This is a genomic window from Bradyrhizobium sp. USDA 3311, assembly GCF_054062495.1.
In genome coordinates this window covers 7,404,459-7,423,680 of record NZ_JBSSFI010000001.1, presented here as the reverse complement: position 1 = coordinate 7,423,680, position 19,222 = coordinate 7,404,459, and the positions used below count along the sequence as shown (strand labels likewise).

General features: G+C 66.0%; 15 protein-coding genes. 14 read left to right on the top strand and 1 reads right to left on the bottom strand.

Annotated elements, in window-relative coordinates:
- The first annotated feature begins 2 nt into the window (after positions 1-2).
- From ACVWW6_RS35590 to ACVWW6_RS35550, 9 genes are all read left to right on the top strand, one after another.
- Positions 3-1,256: a Zn-dependent hydrolase gene (locus ACVWW6_RS35590; RefSeq protein WP_456682370.1), complete on the top strand. Its 1,254-nt coding sequence runs from the start codon at positions 3-5 to the stop codon at positions 1,254-1,256.
- A gap of 8 nt (positions 1,257-1,264) precedes the next feature.
- A complete protein-coding gene (locus ACVWW6_RS35585) occupies positions 1,265-1,795 on the top strand; it encodes a flavin reductase (RefSeq protein WP_456682369.1) in 531 nt (176 codons plus the stop codon).
- Entirely contained in the window at positions 1,782-3,407 is a 1,626-nt protein-coding gene (gene pdxR, locus ACVWW6_RS35580; RefSeq protein ID WP_456682368.1) for a MocR-like pyridoxine biosynthesis transcription factor PdxR, read from the top strand. Before ACVWW6_RS35585 ends, pdxR begins: the two co-directional genes overlap by 14 nt.
- Positions 3,408-3,816: 409 nt before the next feature.
- Complete coding sequence (locus ACVWW6_RS35575; RefSeq protein WP_456682367.1) at positions 3,817-5,826, top strand: hydantoinase/oxoprolinase family protein; 2,010 nt, start codon at positions 3,817-3,819, stop codon at positions 5,824-5,826.
- Positions 5,823-7,403: a hydantoinase B/oxoprolinase family protein gene (locus ACVWW6_RS35570; RefSeq protein WP_456682366.1), complete on the top strand. Its 1,581-nt coding sequence runs from the start codon at positions 5,823-5,825 to the stop codon at positions 7,401-7,403. Before ACVWW6_RS35575 ends, ACVWW6_RS35570 begins: the two co-directional genes overlap by 4 nt.
- 11 nt (positions 7,404-7,414) lie before the next feature.
- Positions 7,415-8,710, top strand: coding sequence for a class-III pyridoxal-phosphate-dependent aminotransferase (locus ACVWW6_RS35565; RefSeq protein ID WP_456682365.1), 1,296 nt, complete (start codon positions 7,415-7,417; stop codon positions 8,708-8,710).
- The gene (locus ACVWW6_RS35560) at positions 8,707-10,389 is read left to right on the top strand and encodes a long-chain fatty acid--CoA ligase (RefSeq protein WP_456682364.1); all 1,683 of its coding nucleotides are present in this window, start codon (positions 8,707-8,709) and stop codon (positions 10,387-10,389) included. The genes ACVWW6_RS35565 and ACVWW6_RS35560 overlap by 4 nt, the downstream gene beginning before the upstream one ends.
- A gap of 111 nt (positions 10,390-10,500) precedes the next feature.
- Positions 10,501-11,433 (top strand): N-carbamoyl-D-amino-acid hydrolase, encoded by a 933-nt coding sequence (locus tag ACVWW6_RS35555; RefSeq protein WP_456682363.1) that lies wholly within the window; start codon positions 10,501-10,503, stop codon positions 11,431-11,433.
- Positions 11,434-11,438: 5 nt separating this feature from the next.
- Entirely contained in the window at positions 11,439-12,107 is a 669-nt protein-coding gene (locus ACVWW6_RS35550; RefSeq protein ID WP_202633034.1) for a flavin reductase family protein, read from the top strand.
- Here the strand turns inward: ACVWW6_RS35550 and ACVWW6_RS35545 are convergent.
- Positions 12,104-12,766, bottom strand: a complete 663-nt coding sequence (locus tag ACVWW6_RS35545; protein WP_456682362.1) for an aspartate/glutamate racemase family protein — start codon at positions 12,764-12,766, stop codon at positions 12,104-12,106. The genes ACVWW6_RS35550 and ACVWW6_RS35545 overlap by 4 nt on opposite strands.
- 56 nt (positions 12,767-12,822) lie before the next feature.
- Here ACVWW6_RS35545 and hydA point away from each other — a divergent pair, with 56 nt between their 5' ends.
- From hydA to ACVWW6_RS35520, 5 genes are all read left to right on the top strand, one after another.
- Complete coding sequence (gene hydA / locus ACVWW6_RS35540) at positions 12,823-14,292, top strand: dihydropyrimidinase (protein WP_456682361.1); 1,470 nt, start codon at positions 12,823-12,825, stop codon at positions 14,290-14,292.
- 16 nt (positions 14,293-14,308) lie between these two features.
- A complete protein-coding gene (locus ACVWW6_RS35535) occupies positions 14,309-15,283 on the top strand; it encodes an NAD-dependent epimerase/dehydratase family protein (RefSeq protein WP_456682360.1) in 975 nt (324 codons plus the stop codon).
- A 1-nt stretch (position 15,284) separates the two neighbouring features.
- Positions 15,285-16,034, top strand: a complete 750-nt coding sequence (locus ACVWW6_RS35530) for an SDR family oxidoreductase (RefSeq protein WP_456682359.1) — start codon at positions 15,285-15,287, stop codon at positions 16,032-16,034.
- Complete coding sequence (locus ACVWW6_RS35525) at positions 16,031-17,467, top strand: NAD(P)-binding domain-containing protein (RefSeq protein ID WP_456682358.1); 1,437 nt, start codon at positions 16,031-16,033, stop codon at positions 17,465-17,467. The genes ACVWW6_RS35530 and ACVWW6_RS35525 overlap by 4 nt, the downstream gene beginning before the upstream one ends.
- 118 nt (positions 17,468-17,585) lie before the next feature.
- Complete coding sequence (locus ACVWW6_RS35520) at positions 17,586-19,205, top strand: ABC transporter substrate-binding protein (protein WP_456682357.1); 1,620 nt, start codon at positions 17,586-17,588, stop codon at positions 19,203-19,205.
- The last annotated feature ends 17 nt before the right edge of the window (positions 19,206-19,222 follow it).

Genomic DNA, 19,222 nt, shown 5'->3' with positions numbered 1-19,222 from the left:
CGATGGGATCGAGCACCTTGATCAACGCCGATCGGCTCTGGACGCGCCTGATGGCGCTCGCCGAGATCGGCGCGACGCCCGCCGGCGGGGTCAACCGCCAGGCACTGAGTGACGGCGAGATTGCCGCCTGGCGCCGTGTTATCGGCTGGGCGCGCGAGGCGGGCTTGACGCCGTCGACGGATGCCGCGGGAAACCTGTTCCTGACGCTGGCCGGGCGCGATCGCGCCGCGTCGCCGGTTCTGCTCGGCAGTCATCTCGACAGCCAGCCGACCGGCGGGAAATTCGACGGTGCGGCCGGTGTCATGGCGGCGCTGGAGGCGGCGGTCTCGCTCGCCGAGCAAAGTGACAGGCCGGCACGCGATGTCATCGTCGTCGCCTGGATGAACGAGGAAGGCTCGCGCTTCGCCCCGGGCATGATGGGTTCGGAGGCCTTTACCGGCGAACGCAATATGGATGCGATCCGCGCCGCGCGCGATGCCGACGGCATCAGCGTCGGCGAAGCGCTCGACCGCCTCCACCAGGCTTTCCCTGATGTGCCGCACAGGCCACTCGGCTTCGCGGCCGGAGCGTATCTCGAATTGCACATCGAGCAGGGACCATTGCTCGAGGCAGCCGACTGCGCGATCGGGGTCGTCACGGGCATCCAGGGCAAGAAGACGTTTCAGTTGGTGGTCGAGGGCGCCGAAGGACACGCCGGCACGCTGGCGCAGCAGGAGAGGCGGGATGCGCTCGCGGCCTTTGCGCGGATGGCGGCGGCGCTCCATGCCGAGATCGGCACGGTCGATGCCGACATCAAGTTCACCATCGGCCGTGTTGCCGTGGTTCCGAACGCGCCGTCGGTGGTGCCTTCGCGCGTCAGCTTCAGCATCGATCTGCGTCATCCTGATAATGCGGTGCTCGATCGGGCCGGCGCGCGGATCAACGCTCTTTGCCAGCAGAACGCCGCACCGTGCGCGGTCACGGTGACACCGCTCGTCGATGCACCGTCGAACGCCTTCGATCCGCGCCTGCGGGCAAGCATCGCAGAAGCGGCGCGCGCGCAGGGGCATCCCGCGATGGCCATCCTCTCGGCCGCCGGTCACGACGCCCGCCATCTTGCCAAGATCTGTCCCGCCGCGATGATCTTCATCCCGTGCCGCGACGGCGCAAGCCATGTCGAGCACGAATGGGCCGAGCCCGATCATGTTGCCGCCGGCGCCTCCGTGCTGGGCGAGGTGCTGCGCGGGCTCGCGTTTGTGCCCGGCATCGAGGGGTGAGGACGCCGATGCAGGACGTGGCCCCTCAGGATTACCGCGATACGATGGCCTGTGTCGGCGCGGCCGTCAACATCGTGACCACAGACGGCAGCGCGGGTCACGCCGGATTTACCGCATCCGCCATTTGCAGCGTTACCGACGATCCGCCGACGCTTCTGATCTGCATCAACCGCGGCTCCTCTGCCTACTCCAGCGTGACGCGCAACGAGGTGGTGTGCGTCAACGTGCTCTCGGCCCGGCATGAGCCGCTGTCCCGGCTGTTCGGCGGCAAGGTGCCCGCCGAGGAACGGTTTGCCGCGGCCGCGTGGTCGACACTCGTAACCGGTGCACCGGTGCTGGCCGACTGTTCCGCCGCGTTCGACTGCCGGATTGCCGATATCGTCAATGTCGGTACGCATGACGTGCTGTTCTGCCGCGTCGTGGCCCTGCAAAGATCCGGTTGCACCGACAATCTGATCTATTTCGGCCGCGCCTACCACACGGTCGGGGTGACCGATCCAGCCGAGGCTGGACCCGAATCCGCTCTTGACGCATCCTGAGGTGAGGCTGGCGATCGCCGGCCGTTCCAACAATCACCTCTGCGCGATGGACAAGAGCCGTCAACCGAACAAGCGCGTATCTCTCGCCGGGATGCACATCGACCGGACGTCGGCCGTGCCGCTGCACTTGCAGATCGCGGCCCACATCCGCGGCTGCATTCTGCGCGGCGTCTTTCCGGCCGGAACGCAATTTCTGGGCTCACGGGAGATCGCGCGGGAGCTGGGCTGCTCGCGCACGGTGGTGTTGACCGCGTGGGATCTGCTCTACGCCGAGGGCTATCTTGAATCGACGCCGCGCGGCAGCGTCATGGTGGCGTCAGTCGCAACACCGCATGCGGAGCCGCCGTCGGTGGCGTCGCCCGCGGCCGTGCCCGCCCATATGTCGAAGCGCTGGCAATCACTGCTGGCGTTCGACTACGAGACCAACTGGCCGTCGGAGTTCAGTCCCGGCGCACCTGATATCTCGACGTTCCCCTTCAAGGACTGGTCGCGCCTGCTGCGCCAGACCTGGCAAAATCCGAGGGAGCAGGAGTGCCTCGATCTCCCTCCCGAAGGCCATCCGCGCCTGCGCAGCGAGATCGCAAATTTCCTCGGCTCGGTGCGCGGGCTGGTCTGCTCGCCGGAGGAGGTCGTCGTCACGTCAGGCACATCGGGGGCGCTCGATTTCTGTAGCCGGATGATCCTCGATCCCGGCGACGAGGTCTGGGTCGAGGAGCCCGGCTTTGTCGAGGCCCGGTGGGCGCTCACGGCGGCCGGCGCAAAGCTCGTTCCGGTTCCGGTCGACGACAAGGGGCTGGTGGTCTCGGAAGGGATTCGACGCGCGCCGGGTGCCCGGCTGATCGTGGTCACGCCGTCGCATCAATATCCGCTCGGCGTCAGCATGGGCCTGGAGCGGCGTCTCGAGCTGCTCGACTGGGCCAACAAGAACGATGTCTGGGTGATCGAGGACGACTACAATTCGGAGTTCAGGCACCAGGACAGCATGATCGCCTCCTTGCGTTCGCTCGATCGCGAGGGGCGGGTGATTTATTTCGGCACCTTCTCGAAGATCATGATGCCGAACCTGCGGCTCGGCTACATCGTCGCCAACAGGCATTTCATCGATGGCTTCTCCAAGGGCCGCGCGCGGATCGACGTCCATACCTCCGGCGTCGGTCAGCTCGCGCTCGCCGAATTCATGCGGGAGGGGCATCTGCTGCGGCACCTGCGCGGGATGCGCCGGGCCTATGCCACCAGGCGCAAGGCGCTGATCGATGCGATCGCCACGCTGATGCCTGACGATCTGACCGTGTCCGCGGCGGTGACGGGACTGCATCTGGTGGCGCTGTTCACCGAGGCGATGCGGGCGCGGATGAGCGACCGCGAAGCGGCTGCAAGCCTGAAGCAGGCCGGCATCCATGTGCAGCCGCTGTCGCAGAATTTTCTGGAGCAGCCGACGTTGCAAGGCCTGGTGTTCGGATACGGGCGGCTGCGCGTCGAGGATGCATCTCCGCTGCTTGCGAGAATCGCGGCTTGCATCGGCAGCGGCTCCCGCAATGCATCATCCGATCCGGCAATATCGTCTCGTACTGTTCGTACAATAAAGAGAGGCAGAGCCGATCGTGGTGCATAGCTCATAGGCACCCGACGATCCCGCAGCGCCGTTCGATCGCCTGCAGATTAGACAGACGATTTCAGACGTTCGGATTGCAGCGCAGCAGGAGTTGCGATTTGCCCGGAGAATTCCGTGGTGCGCTGCACGTTTCTCGCGTGAGCCGGCCCGTGTTCGCGTGCTCTCTCTGCGGGCACGACTGCACCAAAACGTGCAGCAGGTGGCGTGGCGCACGGCGCCGGTCGCGCGCTGGTCTAGTGGTTTGCGACAACTCTGGCCCTATCCCGTGCCCATCGCTCTGTCGCACGCTCTCGGTCGGTGGCATGACAAGGGATGCATGATGAGCGCTCTGGTTTCGGCATTGGACGTTGCGATGAACGGCAAGGACCCGGCGTCCGGTTCGGACGTCACGCGTAGCTGATCCCTGCACATGAGGTCTTCTGAACATCACTGGGAAGTCGGCACCGATATCGGCGGCACCTTCACCGATATCATCGCGATCCGGCGCGACTCCGCGGAGGCGCGGATTGCGAAGGTGCCGTCGCGCCCGCAGGCGCCCGTTCAGGCGATGCTTGAGGCCATCGAGGCCGTCGGCCTGCGCAAGAGCGAGGTCAAGCGCTTCGTCCACGGCACCACCCGCGTGACCAACGCCATCGTCGAGGGCCGGCTGCCGAAGGTTGCGCTGGTCGCGACCGAAGGCTTTGCCGATGTGCTCGAGATCGCGCGCTATCGCCGCCGCGATCTCTATCGGCTCGACATTCCCCCGAAATCGCCGCCTCTGGTGCCGCCCGAACGATGCTTTGGACTCGCCGAGCGCCTCGATCACGAAGGCAGGGTGCTGAAGGCGCTTGAGGACGCCGAGATCGAGCGTCTGGTGGCCTGGCTCAAGCAGACCGGCGTTCAGAGCGTCGCGGTGGCCTTGCTGCACGCCTACGCCAATCCGGTGCATGAAAAGATTCTCGGCGAGCGGCTCAAGGACGTCGTCGCCCACGTCTCGCTCTCGCACGAGGTCAATCCGGAAGCCCGCGAATATGAGCGGACCTCGGCAACCGTGTTCAACGCGGCCGCGATGCCGATCGCGGTGGAATATCTCAGCGAGCTGGAGCAGCGGTTGCCGATCGGAGCCGGCCTGCAGGTGTTTCATTCGGCCGGCGCCATGATCCCGATCTCGGCGGTGAAACGGCGGCCACTCGTGATGGCGATGTCGGGTCCTGCGGCCGGCGTCTCGGCCTCGGTCAGTATCGCGCGCCAGCTCGGCACGTCGCGCATGCTGACCTTCGACATGGGCGGCACCACGACCGACGTGTGCCTGATCGTGGACGGCCAGGCCGAGATGACCGACGGCCGCATGCTCGGCGACAAGCCGCTGCGCCAGCCGATGCTCGCGGTTCATTCCATCGGCGCCGGCGGCGGATCGATCGTGCGCAACGGTCCCGGCGGCCTGACGGTCGGGCCGGAGAGCGCCGGCTCCGAGCCGGGGCCGGCCTGCTACGGCCGTGGCGGAGCCGAGCCCACCATCACCGACGCCAACGCCGTGCTCGGCTATCTCAATCCCGAGACCAAGCTTGGCGACCGCATCGGGATCGATATCAAGGCGGCCGCTGATGTCATCGCGCCGATCGCGCGTGCGTTGGGGATGAGCCTGACCGAGACGGCGCTCGGCATCATCAAGGTCGCGAACGCGACGATGGCGCGCGCGCTCCGCCGCGTCACGGTCGAGCGTGGCATCGACGGGCGCGATTGCACGCTGCTCGCCTTCGGCGGCGGCGGACCGATGCATGCTGCGGGTCTTGCCGATCTCTACGGGATTGCAGCGGTCGTCGTGCCGAGCGCATCGAGTGCGTTCTCGGCGCTGGGCTGTCTTACCGCCGATTTCAGCTTCCTCCAGCAGCAGACGCTGCGCGCCGCCCTCGACGGCATCGATCTCGCCCGCGTGTCGGAGCGGATCGGCACTCTGATTGACGATGCCTCCGCGCCGCTGATCGCCAATGGCGTTGCGCAGGCGGAGATCCAGGTCGAGCTGGTGGCCCTAATGCGCTACACTGCGCAGAATGATGCCATCCCGGTATCCTTCACGCTTCCGCTCGACGTCGCACAGTTGAAGAGAGACTTCCTGACGCGGCATCACGAGCTTTTCGGCTATGCGACCGGCGAGCCCTGCGTCATCGAGTCCGTGCGGGTGCAGGCGCGCCGTCCGTCGACGACCGTCGTCAGTCGGCCGGCGACAGCGGTGAGGGCCGTGTCCTCAGGTACGCGCATCTGCTCGTTCGACGGCTTCCACGAGATCGCGGCAGCAATCATCGACCGCGCTGCACTGACCGAAATCGTCAGCGGTCCGGCCATCATCGAAGACGCGTGGTCAACAGTGGTGGTTCCGCCCGGCTGGCAAGCGAGGCCAGACGCCGCCGGCAATCTGTTCCTGACGCGGAGGGCGGCATGAAGCTCGACCCGTTCGTCGTCGAAGTCATCAGGCACGGGCTTTCCGCCGCGGCCGAAGAGATGAGCCTGGTGATGACGCGCTCGGCGCGCTCGCCGCTGTTGCGCGAGGCCGGCGATCTGTCGTCCGCGATCACCGACGGTCGCGGCGGTCTGGTCGGGCAGGGCCGCGACATCCCGATCCATCTCGGCGCGATGGCCTACACCATCCCCGAATTGCTGAAGGTGATGCCGCGCGATAGCCTGAATGACGGCGACGTGGTGATCTACAATGTCGGCGCGCTCGGCGGCAACCATCTCAACGACGTCAAGGTTGTTCGTCCTGTCTTCGTCGACGGCGAGATCGTGGCCTTCGCGGTCAGCCTCGCGCATTGGCCGGATATCGGCGGCACCTGGCCCGGCAGCTATTTCGCCAAGGCCATCGATACCTTCCAGGAGGCGATGCGGATTCCGCCGGTGCTGATCGCAACCTCAGCCGGCGTCAATACGCCGATCGTGCAACTGCTCAAGGCCAACGTCCGCGACCCCGAGTCCTGCGAGGGCGATCTTTTGGCCCAGATCGCGGCGACCAAGGCCGGCGAGAAGCGCATCGTCGAGCTCTGCCGCGAGCACGGCAAGGCGGTTTTCACGGCAACGCAGTCGCGCCTGCACGATCTCTCCGAGATCGAGATGCGCGAGGCGCTGCGCGCGCTGCCGGATGGCGTCTACGAAGGCGAGGATTATCTCGACGATGGCAGCGAGAACAACGCGCCCGCGCGCATCCACGTCAAGATCACGATTCGCGGCGATGAGGCGACCTTCGACCTCTCCAGAAGCTGCGACCGCGTCTCGAACTTCTGCAACACGACGCCGTTCATGGCCCGCTCGGCCGTCGCCTATGCCGCGCGCATCATGAGCGGACGCGACATGAACCAGAATGCGGGTGCACTCCGGCCCCTGACCATCATCACGCGCCCGGGCTCGATCCTGGAGCCGGGCTGGATGGCTTCGGTTGCCGCCGGCAACCACGAGACGTCCATGCGCATCGTCGATGCGATCTTTCGCGCGATGCAAGACACGATCCCGGAACGTCTGTCGGCAGGGGGCGCGACCACCGCGGGCGTGCTGTTCTTTGCCGAACCGCGTCATAACGGTTCATGGAAGATGCTCTACGAGGTCCATGGCGGCGGCGAGGGCGCGCGGCACAATCGCGCCGGCATGTCGGCAACCCGGGTGCATCTCTCCAACACCTCGAACACGCCGGTCGAGGTTATCGAGGCGAACTACGCGATCCGCCTGGAGCAGCAGGCCATTCGCCGGCAGTCCGGCGGCGCGGGTGCCTATCCCGGCGGTGACGGTTCCGTCCGTACCTATCGCATCCTGGCGCCGGCGATGCATCTCACGACTTGCATCGAGCGCATGGTGATTCCGCCATTCGGCATGCAGGGCGGCGAGGCCGGCAAGACCTGCCGTATCTCGCTGATCCGGCAGGGGGCGCATGTTGCGATCGACGGCAAATCAAATCTGGTGCTGCAGCAAGACGATCTCGTCACGATCGAGATGTGCGGCGGCGGTGGCTACGGCGCCGCGGCTGCGGAGTGAGAGGACCCGCGATGAGCAGATTGTTGCGAACCGGACTGAATGCGGGCGAGGCCGCGCCGATGGCCGTCGTCGGCGGCGAGGGCGTCTACTTCCACCTGTCCGACGGCCGCCGCCTCATCGACGGCAGCAACACCGGCGGCGGCCTCGGGCATCGTCATCCGGCGATGGTGGAAGCGATCCGCCGTGCGGCGGATACGCCTGTCGTGAACGAAGGCTGGACCTGGGTCGGCCGCGAGCAGGCCGCCGACGACCTGATGGCCACCGCGTTTAGGGGCGAAGAGGATTGGGTCGGTGCGGTCCGCTTCTGCATCAGCGGCAGCGAGGCCAACGACATGGCGCTTTCGCTCTGCCAGGCGCTGACGCAGCGCTCTGCATTGGCGACGCGTGAGCGCGCCTATCACGGCATCACCGGCCTGTCGCGCAGCATGACGGTGCAGCCGCAATGGCATGGCGGGCTCGCGGTGCACTCAGGCGGCTCGCAGCTGCCGGCACCGATGGCGCCAGTACGGATTTTGCCGGCACCGAATGGCGCGATCTACGGCGCACCGGCCAATAATACGCCGCCTAGCGAATATCTGGCGGATGCCACGCGCCTGCTCTCCGACACGGCGGCGACGATCATCGACTACACCCAAGGCGGCATCTACTACGACGGCGCCTATCAGGACGAGGTGGCGCGCCGCGCGCGGCAGGCGGGCTCGTACTGGATCGCGGACGAGGTCGTCACCGGCGCGGGCCGCGCGGGACGTTGGTTCGCATTTCAGGGTGCCGAAAGCCGCCCCGATATCGTGACGCTCGGAAAGTCGCTCGGCGGCGGTGCGGCGGCGGTGGCCGCGGTCGTGGTGTCCAAGGACATCGTCGAGCGGCTCAAGGGCACGAGCTGGCAGAACTATGGCACGCTGCGCGGCCATCCGATCAGCATGGCGGCCGTCAGCGCCTATCTGAAGGTCGTCAGCGACGACAAGATTCTGGAGCATGTCCAAGAGCTCGAAAGGCTGTTCAGCCGCCGCCTGCTCGCGATCGCGCAGAAACATCCGAGCGTGCAGCGCGTGGCGGGGCAGGGACTGCACTGGACGGTGGAGCTGCACGGCCCGGACTGGCGCACCTGGCATGCCGACACCACGGAGGTGCCGATCGCCTCGCGCGTGGCGGAGCGGGCGCTGGAGGCCGGTGCCGTGATCGGCACCAGCGGCGAGCAGACTTCGCTGTTCCTGGCGCCGCCACTCGTGATCTCCGAGCGCGAAGCTGAGCAGCTTCTGGATGCGCTCGACCACGGTCTCGACGTCGCGGACGAGGAGCACGGGTGAGTATAGATCACGCAGCATCCCGTCGTTCGCCGGCCTGGCCGGTGGATGAGCCCTGGCATCTCACGATGCCGGAAGGGACGCTGTACGACGCGCTGGCACGCGCGGCGAACGACCGGCCGTCGCATCCGGCGACGGTGTTTTACGGTGCAAGCCTGAGCTACGCCGAGCTGCGCGAGCGCGTCGATGCCCTGGCGGGTTTCCTGCAAGACGCTTGCGGCATCAAGCGCGGCGACCGCGTCATGATCGCGCTGCAGAACTCGCCGCAATATGTCATCGCCTATTATGCGGTGATGCGGGCGGACGCCGTGATCGTGCCGGTCAATCCCATGAACAAGACCGCCGAGATGGCGTATCTCGCCGCGGACAGCGGCGCGAAGGTCGCGATCATCGGCAGCGAACTGAGCGATGTGTTTGCTCCGCTGGTCGGGGATGCCATTGCGTATGCAATCGTCGCGCAGTATCGCGACGAGGTTCCGGTCGCCACGCCCTATACGCCGCCGTCCTGCGTGACCGAAGCGCCGTCGGAGATGCCGTCGTCGCCGGGCTGGCACTTTTGGTCGTCCGCGATCGCGCAAGGCTTGCGGCCGGGTGCGATGGCCGCCGGGCCGGACGACCTCATGATCCCGCCCTACACGTCGGGAACGACAGGCAAGCCCAAGGCCTGCATGCACAGTCATCGCAGCGCGCTGTTCACCGCGGCCTTGCAGGCGCGCTGGTACGGGCTCGACGGCGGCGACGTGATGACTGGATTCATGCCGCTGTTCCACGTCGCGGGCATGCAGGGTTCGATGAATGCCGCGATCGTCGCCCGCGCCACGTTGCTGTTGATGGCGCGCTGGGACAAGGATCTGCTGCCGGACCTGTTCGAAACCTATGGCGTGACGTTCTGGAACGCGGCCCCGACCATGATCGTCGACGTGCTCGCAAGCGTCCGATTCCGCGACCGGTGTTTTGCGAAGCTGAAGGTGCTGACCGGTGGCGGCGCGGCGATGCCGACGGCGGTGGCCGAGCGGCTGAAGGGACGCTTCGGTCTCGATTTCGTCGAAGGCTACGGCATGACCGAGACCATGTCACCGACGCACCTCAATCCGATGGCGGCGCCGAAGCGGCAGTGTCTCGGCATCGCCGTGCAGGAGACCGACGCGCGGATCGTCGATCCCGAGAGCCTGATCGAGCTGGACGACAACGTCGTCGGTGAGATCGTCGTGCACGGACCGCAGGTGCTGCAAGGCTACTGGAACCGCCCCCAGGCCAATGCTGAATCCTTCATCGAACTCTCAGGCAAACGGTTCCTGCGCACGGGCGATCTCGGTTATCGCGATGCTGACGGCTATTTCTTTGTGGTGGACCGCCTCAAGCGGATGATCAACGTCAGCGGCTTCAAGGTGTGGCCGGCCGAGGTGGAGGCGGCCATGTACCAGAACCGCGCCATCCGGGAGTGCTGTATCGTCTCGGCGCCGGACGATTATCGCGGCGAGACGGTCAAGGCGCTGGTGGTGCTGGACGAGGCGATGCGCGCGACGACGTCGGCGGACGATATCATCGGCTGGGCGCGCGGCGTCATGGCGAGCTACAAGGCGCCGCGCGCCGTTATCTTCGTCGATCATTTGCCGCGGACCGCGAGCAACAAGATCAACTGGCGACTGCTGCAAGACGCCGAATGGGGGCGGACCGCATGAGAAGGCGCCCGGCTGGAAATTCCGGACGCGGCTGCGCTATGCTGCCGGCGCCGGCAAATCGTTGAGGCTGCGATGTTCAGCTTCGTCCAAGAGGTCACCAGGAACCCGCTTATGCGTATTGTCAATGTTGCCGCCGCCCAGATGGGCCCGATTCAGAAAGCCGACAGCCGCGAGGCCGTGGTCAAGCGCATGATCGCGCTGATGGACGAGGCGAAAGCAAAAGGCGCCGATCTGATCGTCTATCCGGAGCTGGCGCTGACGACGTTTTTTCCGCGCTGGTACGTGGAGGACCGGGCCGAGTTCGACAACTGGTTCGAGCGCGAGATGCCGAGTGCGGCGACGAAACCGCTGTTCGAGCGCGCGGCGCAGCATCAGATGGCGATGAATTTCGGCTATGCGGAGCTGACGCCGGACGGCCATCACTTCAATACCGCCATCCTCACCGACAAGTCCGGCAGGATCGTCGGCAAATATCGCAAGATCCATCTGCCGGGCCATGTGGAATACGACACCAAGCGTTCGCACCAGCACCTCGAGAAGCGCTATTTCGAGCCGGGTGACCTCGGCTTCAAGGTCTGGCGCGAGCTGGGCGGCATCATCGGCATGGCCATCTGCAACGACCGGCGCTGGCCCGAGACCTATCGCGTCATGGGCTTGCAGGGCGTCGAGATGGTGCTGATCGGCTACAACACGCCGTCCGTCAATGCGGAGAAGAGCGAGGAGGGCGTCGAGAAGCGCCTGTTTCACAATCGCCTCTCCGTGCAGGCCGGCGCCTATCAGAATGCAACCTGGGTCGTCGCAGTGGCCAAGGCCGGCAATGAGGATGGCCACCCACTGTTTGGCGGCAGCCTGATCGTCGACCCCAACGGCGAGATCGTCGCCGAGGCCAGGACTGAGGACGACGAGGTTCTGGTTCACGCCTGCGACCTCGATGCCACCTCCTTCGGCAAGACCACGATCTTCGATTTCGCGCGGCATCGCCGCATCGAGCATTACGGCCTGATCACCAGCCAAACCGGCGCGGTGCCGCCGCCGGAAAAGTGACGCCGATGGCCGACAAGGGCACATCAGGCATTCCCTTAGCCGAGCTCGATCCGCGCGACCGCTACAAGCTGCTCTGCGGCGTGGTGGTGCCGCGGCCGATCGCGCTGGTGACGACGCTGGACGAGAACGGGGCGGTCAATGCCGCGCCGTTCAGCTTCTTCAACGTCTTCTCCGAAAGCCCGGCGCTGATCGTGCTCGGGCTCCAGCACAAGCCGGATCACTCGCCGAAGGACACGACCCGCAACATCCATCGCGACGGCGAGTTCGTCGTTCACATGGTGGATGAGGCGCTGTCGGGGGCAATGAACGACTGCGCGGTCGATTTTCCGTCCGGTGACAGTGAGGTTGCGGCGACGGGGCTTGCCACGCTGCCCTCGGTCGACGTGAAGGTGCCGCGCCTCGCGGCGGCGCCCTTTGCGTTGGAATGCCGGCGCCATGTCGTGCTGAATTTCTCGCCGGATCGCGAGCTACTGGTCGGCGAGGTGCTCAGGGTTCACGCCCGCGAGGGCCTCGTCGATGAGGCCAACATGTATGTCGATCTCGACGCCTACCGGCCGATCGGCCGCATGTTCGGCAATCTCTACACGACGCAGCGGGACACGTTCGCACTGGTCCGCGAGAGCCACGCGCAATGGCGCGCGCGGCAGGACGCCAAAGAGCTGAAGGACGCCTAGTGAGCCGAGAACTGCACCGTACCCAGCGCCATGGTGACGGCCGCCTGTGTCGGGTCGATCACCGGAATACGCAGCGCGTCTTCCAGCGGGCGGCGATGGCGCGCCATGCCGGCGCAGCCCATCACGATGGCGCGGGCGCCGTCCTCGTCGCGCAGCGCGCGGCCGATGTCGATCATCTTGGCCAGCGTGCCTTCGCCCGAGGCGGTTTCCGCAACGCTCATGTTGAGCGGCCGCTCGCCGGCGAGGCGGCCGGTCAGTCCCATCTGCCTGAGATAGCGCATGTGCCGCGGGATCGAGCGCTGGGCGATGGCGATGACGCCAAAGGTTTCGGCGCGCGCCAGCGCCGTCAGCACGCCGCACTCCGCGATCCCGAACACGGGCCGGTCGGTGCCCTCGCGGCAGACCTGAAGCCCGGGATCGCTGTAGCAGGCGATGACGAAGGCGGCGGAGCTGTTGTCGCTTTCGACCAGCCGGCGCAGCGGCATCGCGACGCTGTCGACGTCGGCCTGGCTTTCAATGCCGAACGGACCTTCCGCCAGCGTCCGGCAAACCACTTCCGGTCCGCCCTCGAAATCGAGCGGCCTCAAGGCGTCCTCCAGCCCCTGCGTGACGGTGGGGTTGGAGTTCGGATTGATGACGAGAATGCGCGGCCGGGGCATGATGGTCTTTCCAAGAAATTGCGATCACGTGCGTTGAGCCTATCACGGAGTGCCTCATGACTGAACCCACCTACGACCTGATCATCCGCGGCGGCCGCGTCGCCACCACGACTGACGTCTTCGAGGCCGACGTCGCCATCTCCGGCGAGACCATCGCAGCCGTCGGCCGCGGCCTTCCGGCCGCCAAGCGCGAGATCGACGCGCGCGGCAAGCTGGTGCTGCCGGGCGGCGTCGACAGCCACGCCCATATCGAGCAATTGTCCGCGGCCGGCATCATGAATGCCGATACGTTCGAGAGCGCGACCGTGTCCGCCGCGTTCGGCGGCACCACCACGGTGATCCCGTTCGCGGCCCAGCATGTCGGCATGAAGCTGCCGCAGGTGGTGGAGGACTATCACGCGCTGGCGAAGAAGGGCGCCGTGATCGACTACGCCTTCCACATGATCATTGCGGACGCGACCAAGGAAACGGTCGAGGAGCACATCCCGGCGCTGGTAAAGCAGGGGCATGCGTCGATCAAGATCTTCATGACCTACGACCGGCTCAAGGTCGACGACGAGCCGCTGCTCGACATCCTCCTTGCCGCGCGCCAGTCCGGCGCGATGCTGTGCGCGCACGCCGAAAACCACGGCATCATCGCCTGGATGGTGAAGCGCCTGCTCGCGCGCGGCTACACGCTGCCGAAATACCACGCCGTCAGCCACGCCCGTGTGTCGGAGGCCGAGGCGTTCACCCGGCTGATCGGAATGGCGGCGCTGATCGACCAGCCGATCATGATCTTCCATGTCTCCACCGCCGAAGGCGCCAAGGTCATCCGCGACTCGCGCGGGCAGGGGCTCAAGGTCTTTGCCGAGACCTGTCCGCAATATCTGTTCCTGACGGCTGCCGATCTCGACAAGCCCGGCGCGGACGGCGCCAAATGGATGTGCAGCCCGCCGCCGCGCACGCATTCGGACCAGGAGGCGCTGTGGCAGGCGCTGTCGCTCGGCGATCTCCAGACCATCTCGTCGGATCACGCGCCGTATCGATTTGACGAGACCGGCAAGCTGCGCGCCGGCCCCAATCCAAACTTCAAGCAGGTCGCCAACGGCCTGCCGGGGCTGGAGCTGCGGCTGCCGCTCTTGTTCGACGCGATGGTCTCGAAGGGCCGGCTCGGCTTGGAAAAGTTCGTCGAGCTGACTGCGACGGCGCCGGCCAAGATCTACAATCTGCATCCGCGCAAGGGCTCGATCGCGGTCGGCGTTGACGCCGATATCGCGATCTGGGATCCCAATCGCGAGACCGTGATCGCCGACGAGATGATGCACGACCTCGCCGGTTACACGCCGTTTACCGGGCGGAAGCTGAAGGGCTGGCCGGTGTCGGTGCTCTCGCGCGGCCGCGTGATCGTCGAGGGCAACAAGTGCCTCGCGAGCGCCGGCAGCGGAAAATTCCTGGCGCGCAGCGGCGGCGAGGCGGCGAAGCCGACGGGCCGGCTGGTCGCGGACATGGATCCGGAACGGAACTTCGGAGCAAAGTTGCTGTGATGGTGGATCGCGCGCGATGAAGATCGTCATCTTCGGCGGCACCGGCTTTGTCGGCCTCAATCTCGCCGAGGTGTTGCTTGCGCGCGGCCATGAGGTGACGCTGTATGATCGTAAGCAACTTCCGGCTGGCGCGGAGCGGTTCTTTGCTGACCACCGGGAGCGGCTCTCGATTATTCAGGGCGAGATCACGGACATCGAGAGGATCGACGCCCTGGTAAAGCAAGGCTTTGATGCGATCATCCTTGGCGCTGCCATAACCGCCGGGGACCAGCTCGAGCGGACCACGACCTCGAGCATCCTCGAGATCAATGTGATGGCTCAGATGCCGATCCTGAGCGCTGCGATCCGCCGTGGCGTTCGGCGCGTGATCAATCTCTCCTCTGCGTCCGCCTATGGTGCCGCGGGGCAACGCTATCCGGTACTGGACGAGGAGACGCCGTGCGATCCCGTCTCATTTTACGCGATCAGCAAATTCACGTCAGAGAGATCCGTGGCGCGGCTTGCCGAGTTGTGGGGAGGCGATTTTCTGAGTGTGCGGTTAAGCGCCGTGTTCGGTCCGTGGGAGCAGATCGGGAAGGTGCGCGATACGCCGAGCCTCCAGTTCCAGATCCTTGCTGCGTTCGCCCGCGGCGAACCGGCCCTTCTCCCTGCGCCAGGCATCAAGGATTGGACCTACGCGCCCGACGCCGCCGAAGCGGTGGCGGTGCTGATCGAAGCCGAGCGGCCACGCCACCGGCTCTACAACATCTCAAGCGGCGCGGCCTGGTCTGCGCTGCAATGGGGTGAGGCGTTCGCAGCCCTTCATCCCGGGCTGGAGTGCCGGCTCGCGTCACCCGGAGAGAAGACCTTCATCAAGCTCCACGGCGGGGATCGTGCGCCGATGTCGGTCAAGCGGATGGCCGATGAGTTCGGCTGGCGCGCCCGGTTCGGCTGCGTGGAGTCGGCCGCAGCGATGAGCGCCTGGTGGATGCAGCACAAGGAAGGGATCTGACATGCGGCTGCAGGGGCGCACGGCCATCATCACCGGAGCGGGCTCGGGCATCGGCCGGGCCAGCGCAAAGCTGTTCGCGGCGGAGGGCGCGCGTCTCGCGCTGGTCGATCGCGATGCCGCGGGTCTTCAGGAAACGCTCGGCCTCGTGAGCGAGGCAACGGCGCATGTCGGGGACGTCGGCGATGCCGCATTGGCCGAGACTGTTGTCGGCGATGTCGTGGCGCGCCACGGCCGGCTCGATATCCTCATGACCGCTGCCGGCTTCTCCTGCGGCGGCACGGTGCTGACGACGAGCCCGGACGACTGGGACGCGGTGTTCCGCGCCAATGTCGGCGGCACCTGGCTGTGGGCGCGGGCCGCGGTGCCTCACATGCAGCGGCAGAACAGCGGCTCGATCATCACGCTGGCATCGCAGCTCGCCATCGCCGGCGGCAAGAGCAACAGCGCCTATATCGCCGCCAAGGGCGCTATCGTGAGTCTCACGCGGACGATGGCGGTGGATTTCGCCACCGACGGCATCCGCGTCAACGCCATCGCGCCAGGCGCGATCGACACGCCGATGCTCCGCCGCAGCTTCGCCCGTCACGCCAATTCGGACGAGGTGCGCGAGGCCTCGCGCAACCGCCATGCCATGAAGCGGTTCGGCCAGGCCGACGAGATTGCGCAGACCGCGCTGCATCTCGCCAGCGACGCGTCCTCGTTCACGACGGGCACCGTGATGGTGGTTGACGGAGGCTGGCTCGCGGCATGAGTGACGCACTGACCGAGCTTGAAGCTGACGTTCGCGCTGATCTCGCCATGATCGCGCATCCGGGCGCGGCATGGCTTGAGCCGAAGATCGGGCCTGACGGCAAACCGGCGCTGGACGTGCTCGTCGTCGGTGCCGGCCAATCCGGCATCGCCATCGGTTTTGGTCTGATGCGCTCCCGCGTTAGCAACATCCTGCTGCTCGACAAGGCCGAGGAGGGGATGGAGGGTCCGTGGCTCACTTACGCCCGCATGCCGACGCTGCGCAGCCCCAAGGACTACACCGGTCCCGACCTCGACATTCCGAGCCTGACCTACCAGTCCTGGCACGAAGCCCGCTTCGGCAAGGAGGGCTGGCAAGAGCTCGGCCTGATCGAACGCGGCCATTGGGCCGAGTATCTGCTGTGGCTGCGCCGCACGGTCGGCTTGCCGGTGCGCAACGCTTGCGAACTCCTGGAGATCGCGCCTGCGTCTGACGGCTTGCTCACCGCGCGCGTGAAACGGGCAGGAGAGGTCGAGACGCTCTACGCCCGCAAGATCGTGCTGGCGACAGGGCAGGAGGGCATGGGCGGCTGGATGATCCCGGAGCCGCTCCGCCATCTGCCGTCAGGTTCGGTCGCGACCGTCGCCGACGACATCGACTTCGAAAAGCTGCGCGGCAAGCGCGTCGCCGTGATCGGCGCCGGCGCATCCGCCTTCGACAATGCGGCGACCGCGCTGGAGACTGGCGCCGCCGAGGTGCATCTGCTGTGCCGCCGCGCGCGGATCCAGGTGATCCAGCCCTATCGCTGGCTGACCTTTCGCGGCTTCCTGCGTCATCTCAGCGATCTCGACGATGCCTGGCGCTGGCGCTTCATGCGCACCATCCTCGAAATGCGGGAAGGCTTTCCGCAGCCAACCTATGATCGCTGCGCGCGTCACGCCAATTTCACATTGCACGAGGGGGCGCCGGTCGAGGCGGCCCGGGAGACGGGGAAAGGCATCGAATTGCAGACGCCGCGCGGCGCCATCCGTGCTGATTTCGTCATCTGCGGCACCGGCATCGACATGAGCTTTGCCGGGCGCGGCGAGCTCGCTGCATTCGCCGGCAACATCGCGACCTGGGCCGACCGCTATCAGCCGCCTTCGAGCGAGCGCAACGAACGGCTCGGCCGCTTTCCCTATCTCGCCGACGATTACGCCTTCACCGAGCGTGTGGCAGGCGAGACGCCCTGGATTTCCGACATCCATCTCTTCGCCATCGCCTCCACCATGAGCTTCGGTCCGTCGGGATCGTCGATCAACGCGATGACGACGGCCGTCCCGAAGCTGGTCCACGGCCTGACGCGCGGCCTGTTTCGTGCCGATATCGCGCGGCACTGGGCTTCGCTCAGCGCCTATGACGTGCCGCAGGCCGTGGTCACGCGGCCGGCGCGAAAGACGGGGGAATCGCGATGATCATCCATGCGCCGCCGCGACGAAGCGTCCCCACGCGCGACCCGTGAGACTGGCGCGCAACTTGCTTGTTTCTTAACCTGCCTTGCTGGCGTTCTTGTCGAAATTCAGGGAAAAACGAATGCGTTTTGTGTCTTTCAGGCCGGCGTCCTCGATGCTCGCCACCGTCGCGCTTCTGCTCATCGCGAACGCGCCTTCGCAGGCCCAAACCAGGGCGGAAACGCTGCGCTATGTGACCGGCGCATCCGTCAACACGCTCGATCCCAACATCCCCGGCTCGACGCGCGAGTCCTTCGCGCTGAGCATGAGCACCTACGACCGGCTGGTGGCGTTCGGCCGCAAGCAGCTCAACGGCAAATGGGTGTTCGATCTCGACACGATCACCGGCGAGCTCGCCGAATCCTACGACGTCAGTCCCGACGGGCTGAAGCTCACCTTCCGCCTGCGCAAGGACGCCAAGTTTCAGGACGGCTCGCCCGTGACCGCCGAGGACGTGAAATGGTCGCTCGATCGCTGCGTCACCGCGCCGATCCTCGGCAAGGCGCAGCTCCTGACCGGTTCGTTGACGTCGGCCGATCAGTTCAAGGTGATCGATCCCCTCACCATCGAGGTGACGCTGCCAAAGCCCGACAAGCTCGCGCTGCCGAATTTGGCGACCGTCTATCCCATGATCATCAACTCGAAGGTCGCCAAGGAGCACGCGACCGCGGATGATCCCTGGGCCACCGCCTGGCTGAAGGAGCACACCGCCGGCAGTGGCGCCTATGTGGTCGAGACTTTCAAGCCGGGTGAGCAGGTGATCCTCAAGCGTGACGAGTCCTGGAACCGCGGCTCGGCCAACAAGCCCGCCTTCTTCAGGCGTGTGATCGTGCAGTCGGTGCCGGAGCCGGCGACCCGCGCCAACCTGGTCGAGCGCGGCGATGCCGACATCGTCGTCGATCTCCAGGCGAGCGACGTGCAGTCGCTCGAGGCCAAGGGCAAGCTCAAGGTGATCTCGACGCCGCAGTACAATGCGATCACCTTCGTCTCGATGAACAACCAGATCCCGCCCTTCGACAACGTCAATGTCCGCCGCGCCATCGCCTTCGCGCTGCCGTATGACGACATGTTCAAGGCCGCGCTGTTCGGCCGCGGCGCGCCGCTGTTCGGCGCGAGCTGGCCGGACGGCAAGCCTGTGAACGGCATCTATCCGTTCCAGGCACCGGTGAAGACCGATCTCGACAAGGCCCGCGAATATCTCAAGGCCGCCGGCCTTCCCGAAGGATTTGCGACCACCTTCAGCTTCAACGTCGGCCAGGCCTCGACGGCCGAGCCGATGGCGTCGCTGGTGAAGGAATCGCTTGCGAAGATCGGGATCAAGGTCGACATTCAGAAGCTGCCGGATGCGCAGATGTCGACGCAGATCAACGAGAAGAAGCTGCCGTTCTTCACCGAAGGCATCGTCGCCTGGCTGCCGTCGACCGACTATTTCTACCGCAACTTCTATACCGGCAATCAGCGCTGGAACTACAGCTCCATCAACAATCCCGAGCTCGCCGCGATCGCGCAGGAAGCCCGCTTCGAGCCGGACAAGGCCAAGTACGAGGAAGACGGCCGCAAGCTCAACGCGATCCATTTCAGCGAGATGCCGCAGATCCCGCTGTGGCAGCCGAACCAGGACGCGGTGATGGCGTCGTCGATCGAGGGCTATACCTACGAGTTCCACCGCCAGGTGGATTATCGCGACGTCAGCCGCAAGTGAGATCGGCAAACGAGAGG

Bases quoted from the DNA above. Each gene is read 5' to 3' on its own strand.
- ACVWW6_RS35525 (WP_456682358.1), top strand. From the start codon at position 16,031: ATGAGTGACGCACTGACCGAGCTTGAAGCTGACGTTCGCGCTGATCTC.
- ACVWW6_RS35565 (WP_456682365.1), top strand. From the start codon at position 7,415: ATGAGCAGATTGTTGCGAACCGGACTGAATGCGGGCGAGGCCGCGCCG.
- ACVWW6_RS35570 (WP_456682366.1), top strand. From the start codon at position 5,823: ATGAAGCTCGACCCGTTCGTCGTCGAAGTCATCAGGCACGGGCTTTCC.
- ACVWW6_RS35590 (WP_456682370.1), top strand. From the start codon at position 3: ATGGGATCGAGCACCTTGATCAACGCCGATCGGCTCTGGACGCGCCTG.
- ACVWW6_RS35550 (WP_202633034.1), top strand. From the start codon at position 11,439: ATGGCCGACAAGGGCACATCAGGCATTCCCTTAGCCGAGCTCGATCCG.
- ACVWW6_RS35555 (WP_456682363.1), top strand. From the start codon at position 10,501: ATGCGTATTGTCAATGTTGCCGCCGCCCAGATGGGCCCGATTCAGAAA.
- ACVWW6_RS35585 (WP_456682369.1), top strand. From the start codon at position 1,265: ATGCAGGACGTGGCCCCTCAGGATTACCGCGATACGATGGCCTGTGTC.
- ACVWW6_RS35520 (WP_456682357.1), top strand. From the start codon at position 17,586: ATGCGTTTTGTGTCTTTCAGGCCGGCGTCCTCGATGCTCGCCACCGTC.
- hydA (WP_456682361.1), top strand. From the start codon at position 12,823: ATGACTGAACCCACCTACGACCTGATCATCCGCGGCGGCCGCGTCGCC.
- ACVWW6_RS35545 (WP_456682362.1), bottom strand. From the start codon at position 12,766: ATGCCCCGGCCGCGCATTCTCGTCATCAATCCGAACTCCAACCCCACC.
- ACVWW6_RS35530 (WP_456682359.1), top strand. From the start codon at position 15,285: ATGCGGCTGCAGGGGCGCACGGCCATCATCACCGGAGCGGGCTCGGGC.
- ACVWW6_RS35575 (WP_456682367.1), top strand. From the start codon at position 3,817: ATGAGGTCTTCTGAACATCACTGGGAAGTCGGCACCGATATCGGCGGC.
- ACVWW6_RS35535 (WP_456682360.1), top strand. From the start codon at position 14,309: ATGAAGATCGTCATCTTCGGCGGCACCGGCTTTGTCGGCCTCAATCTC.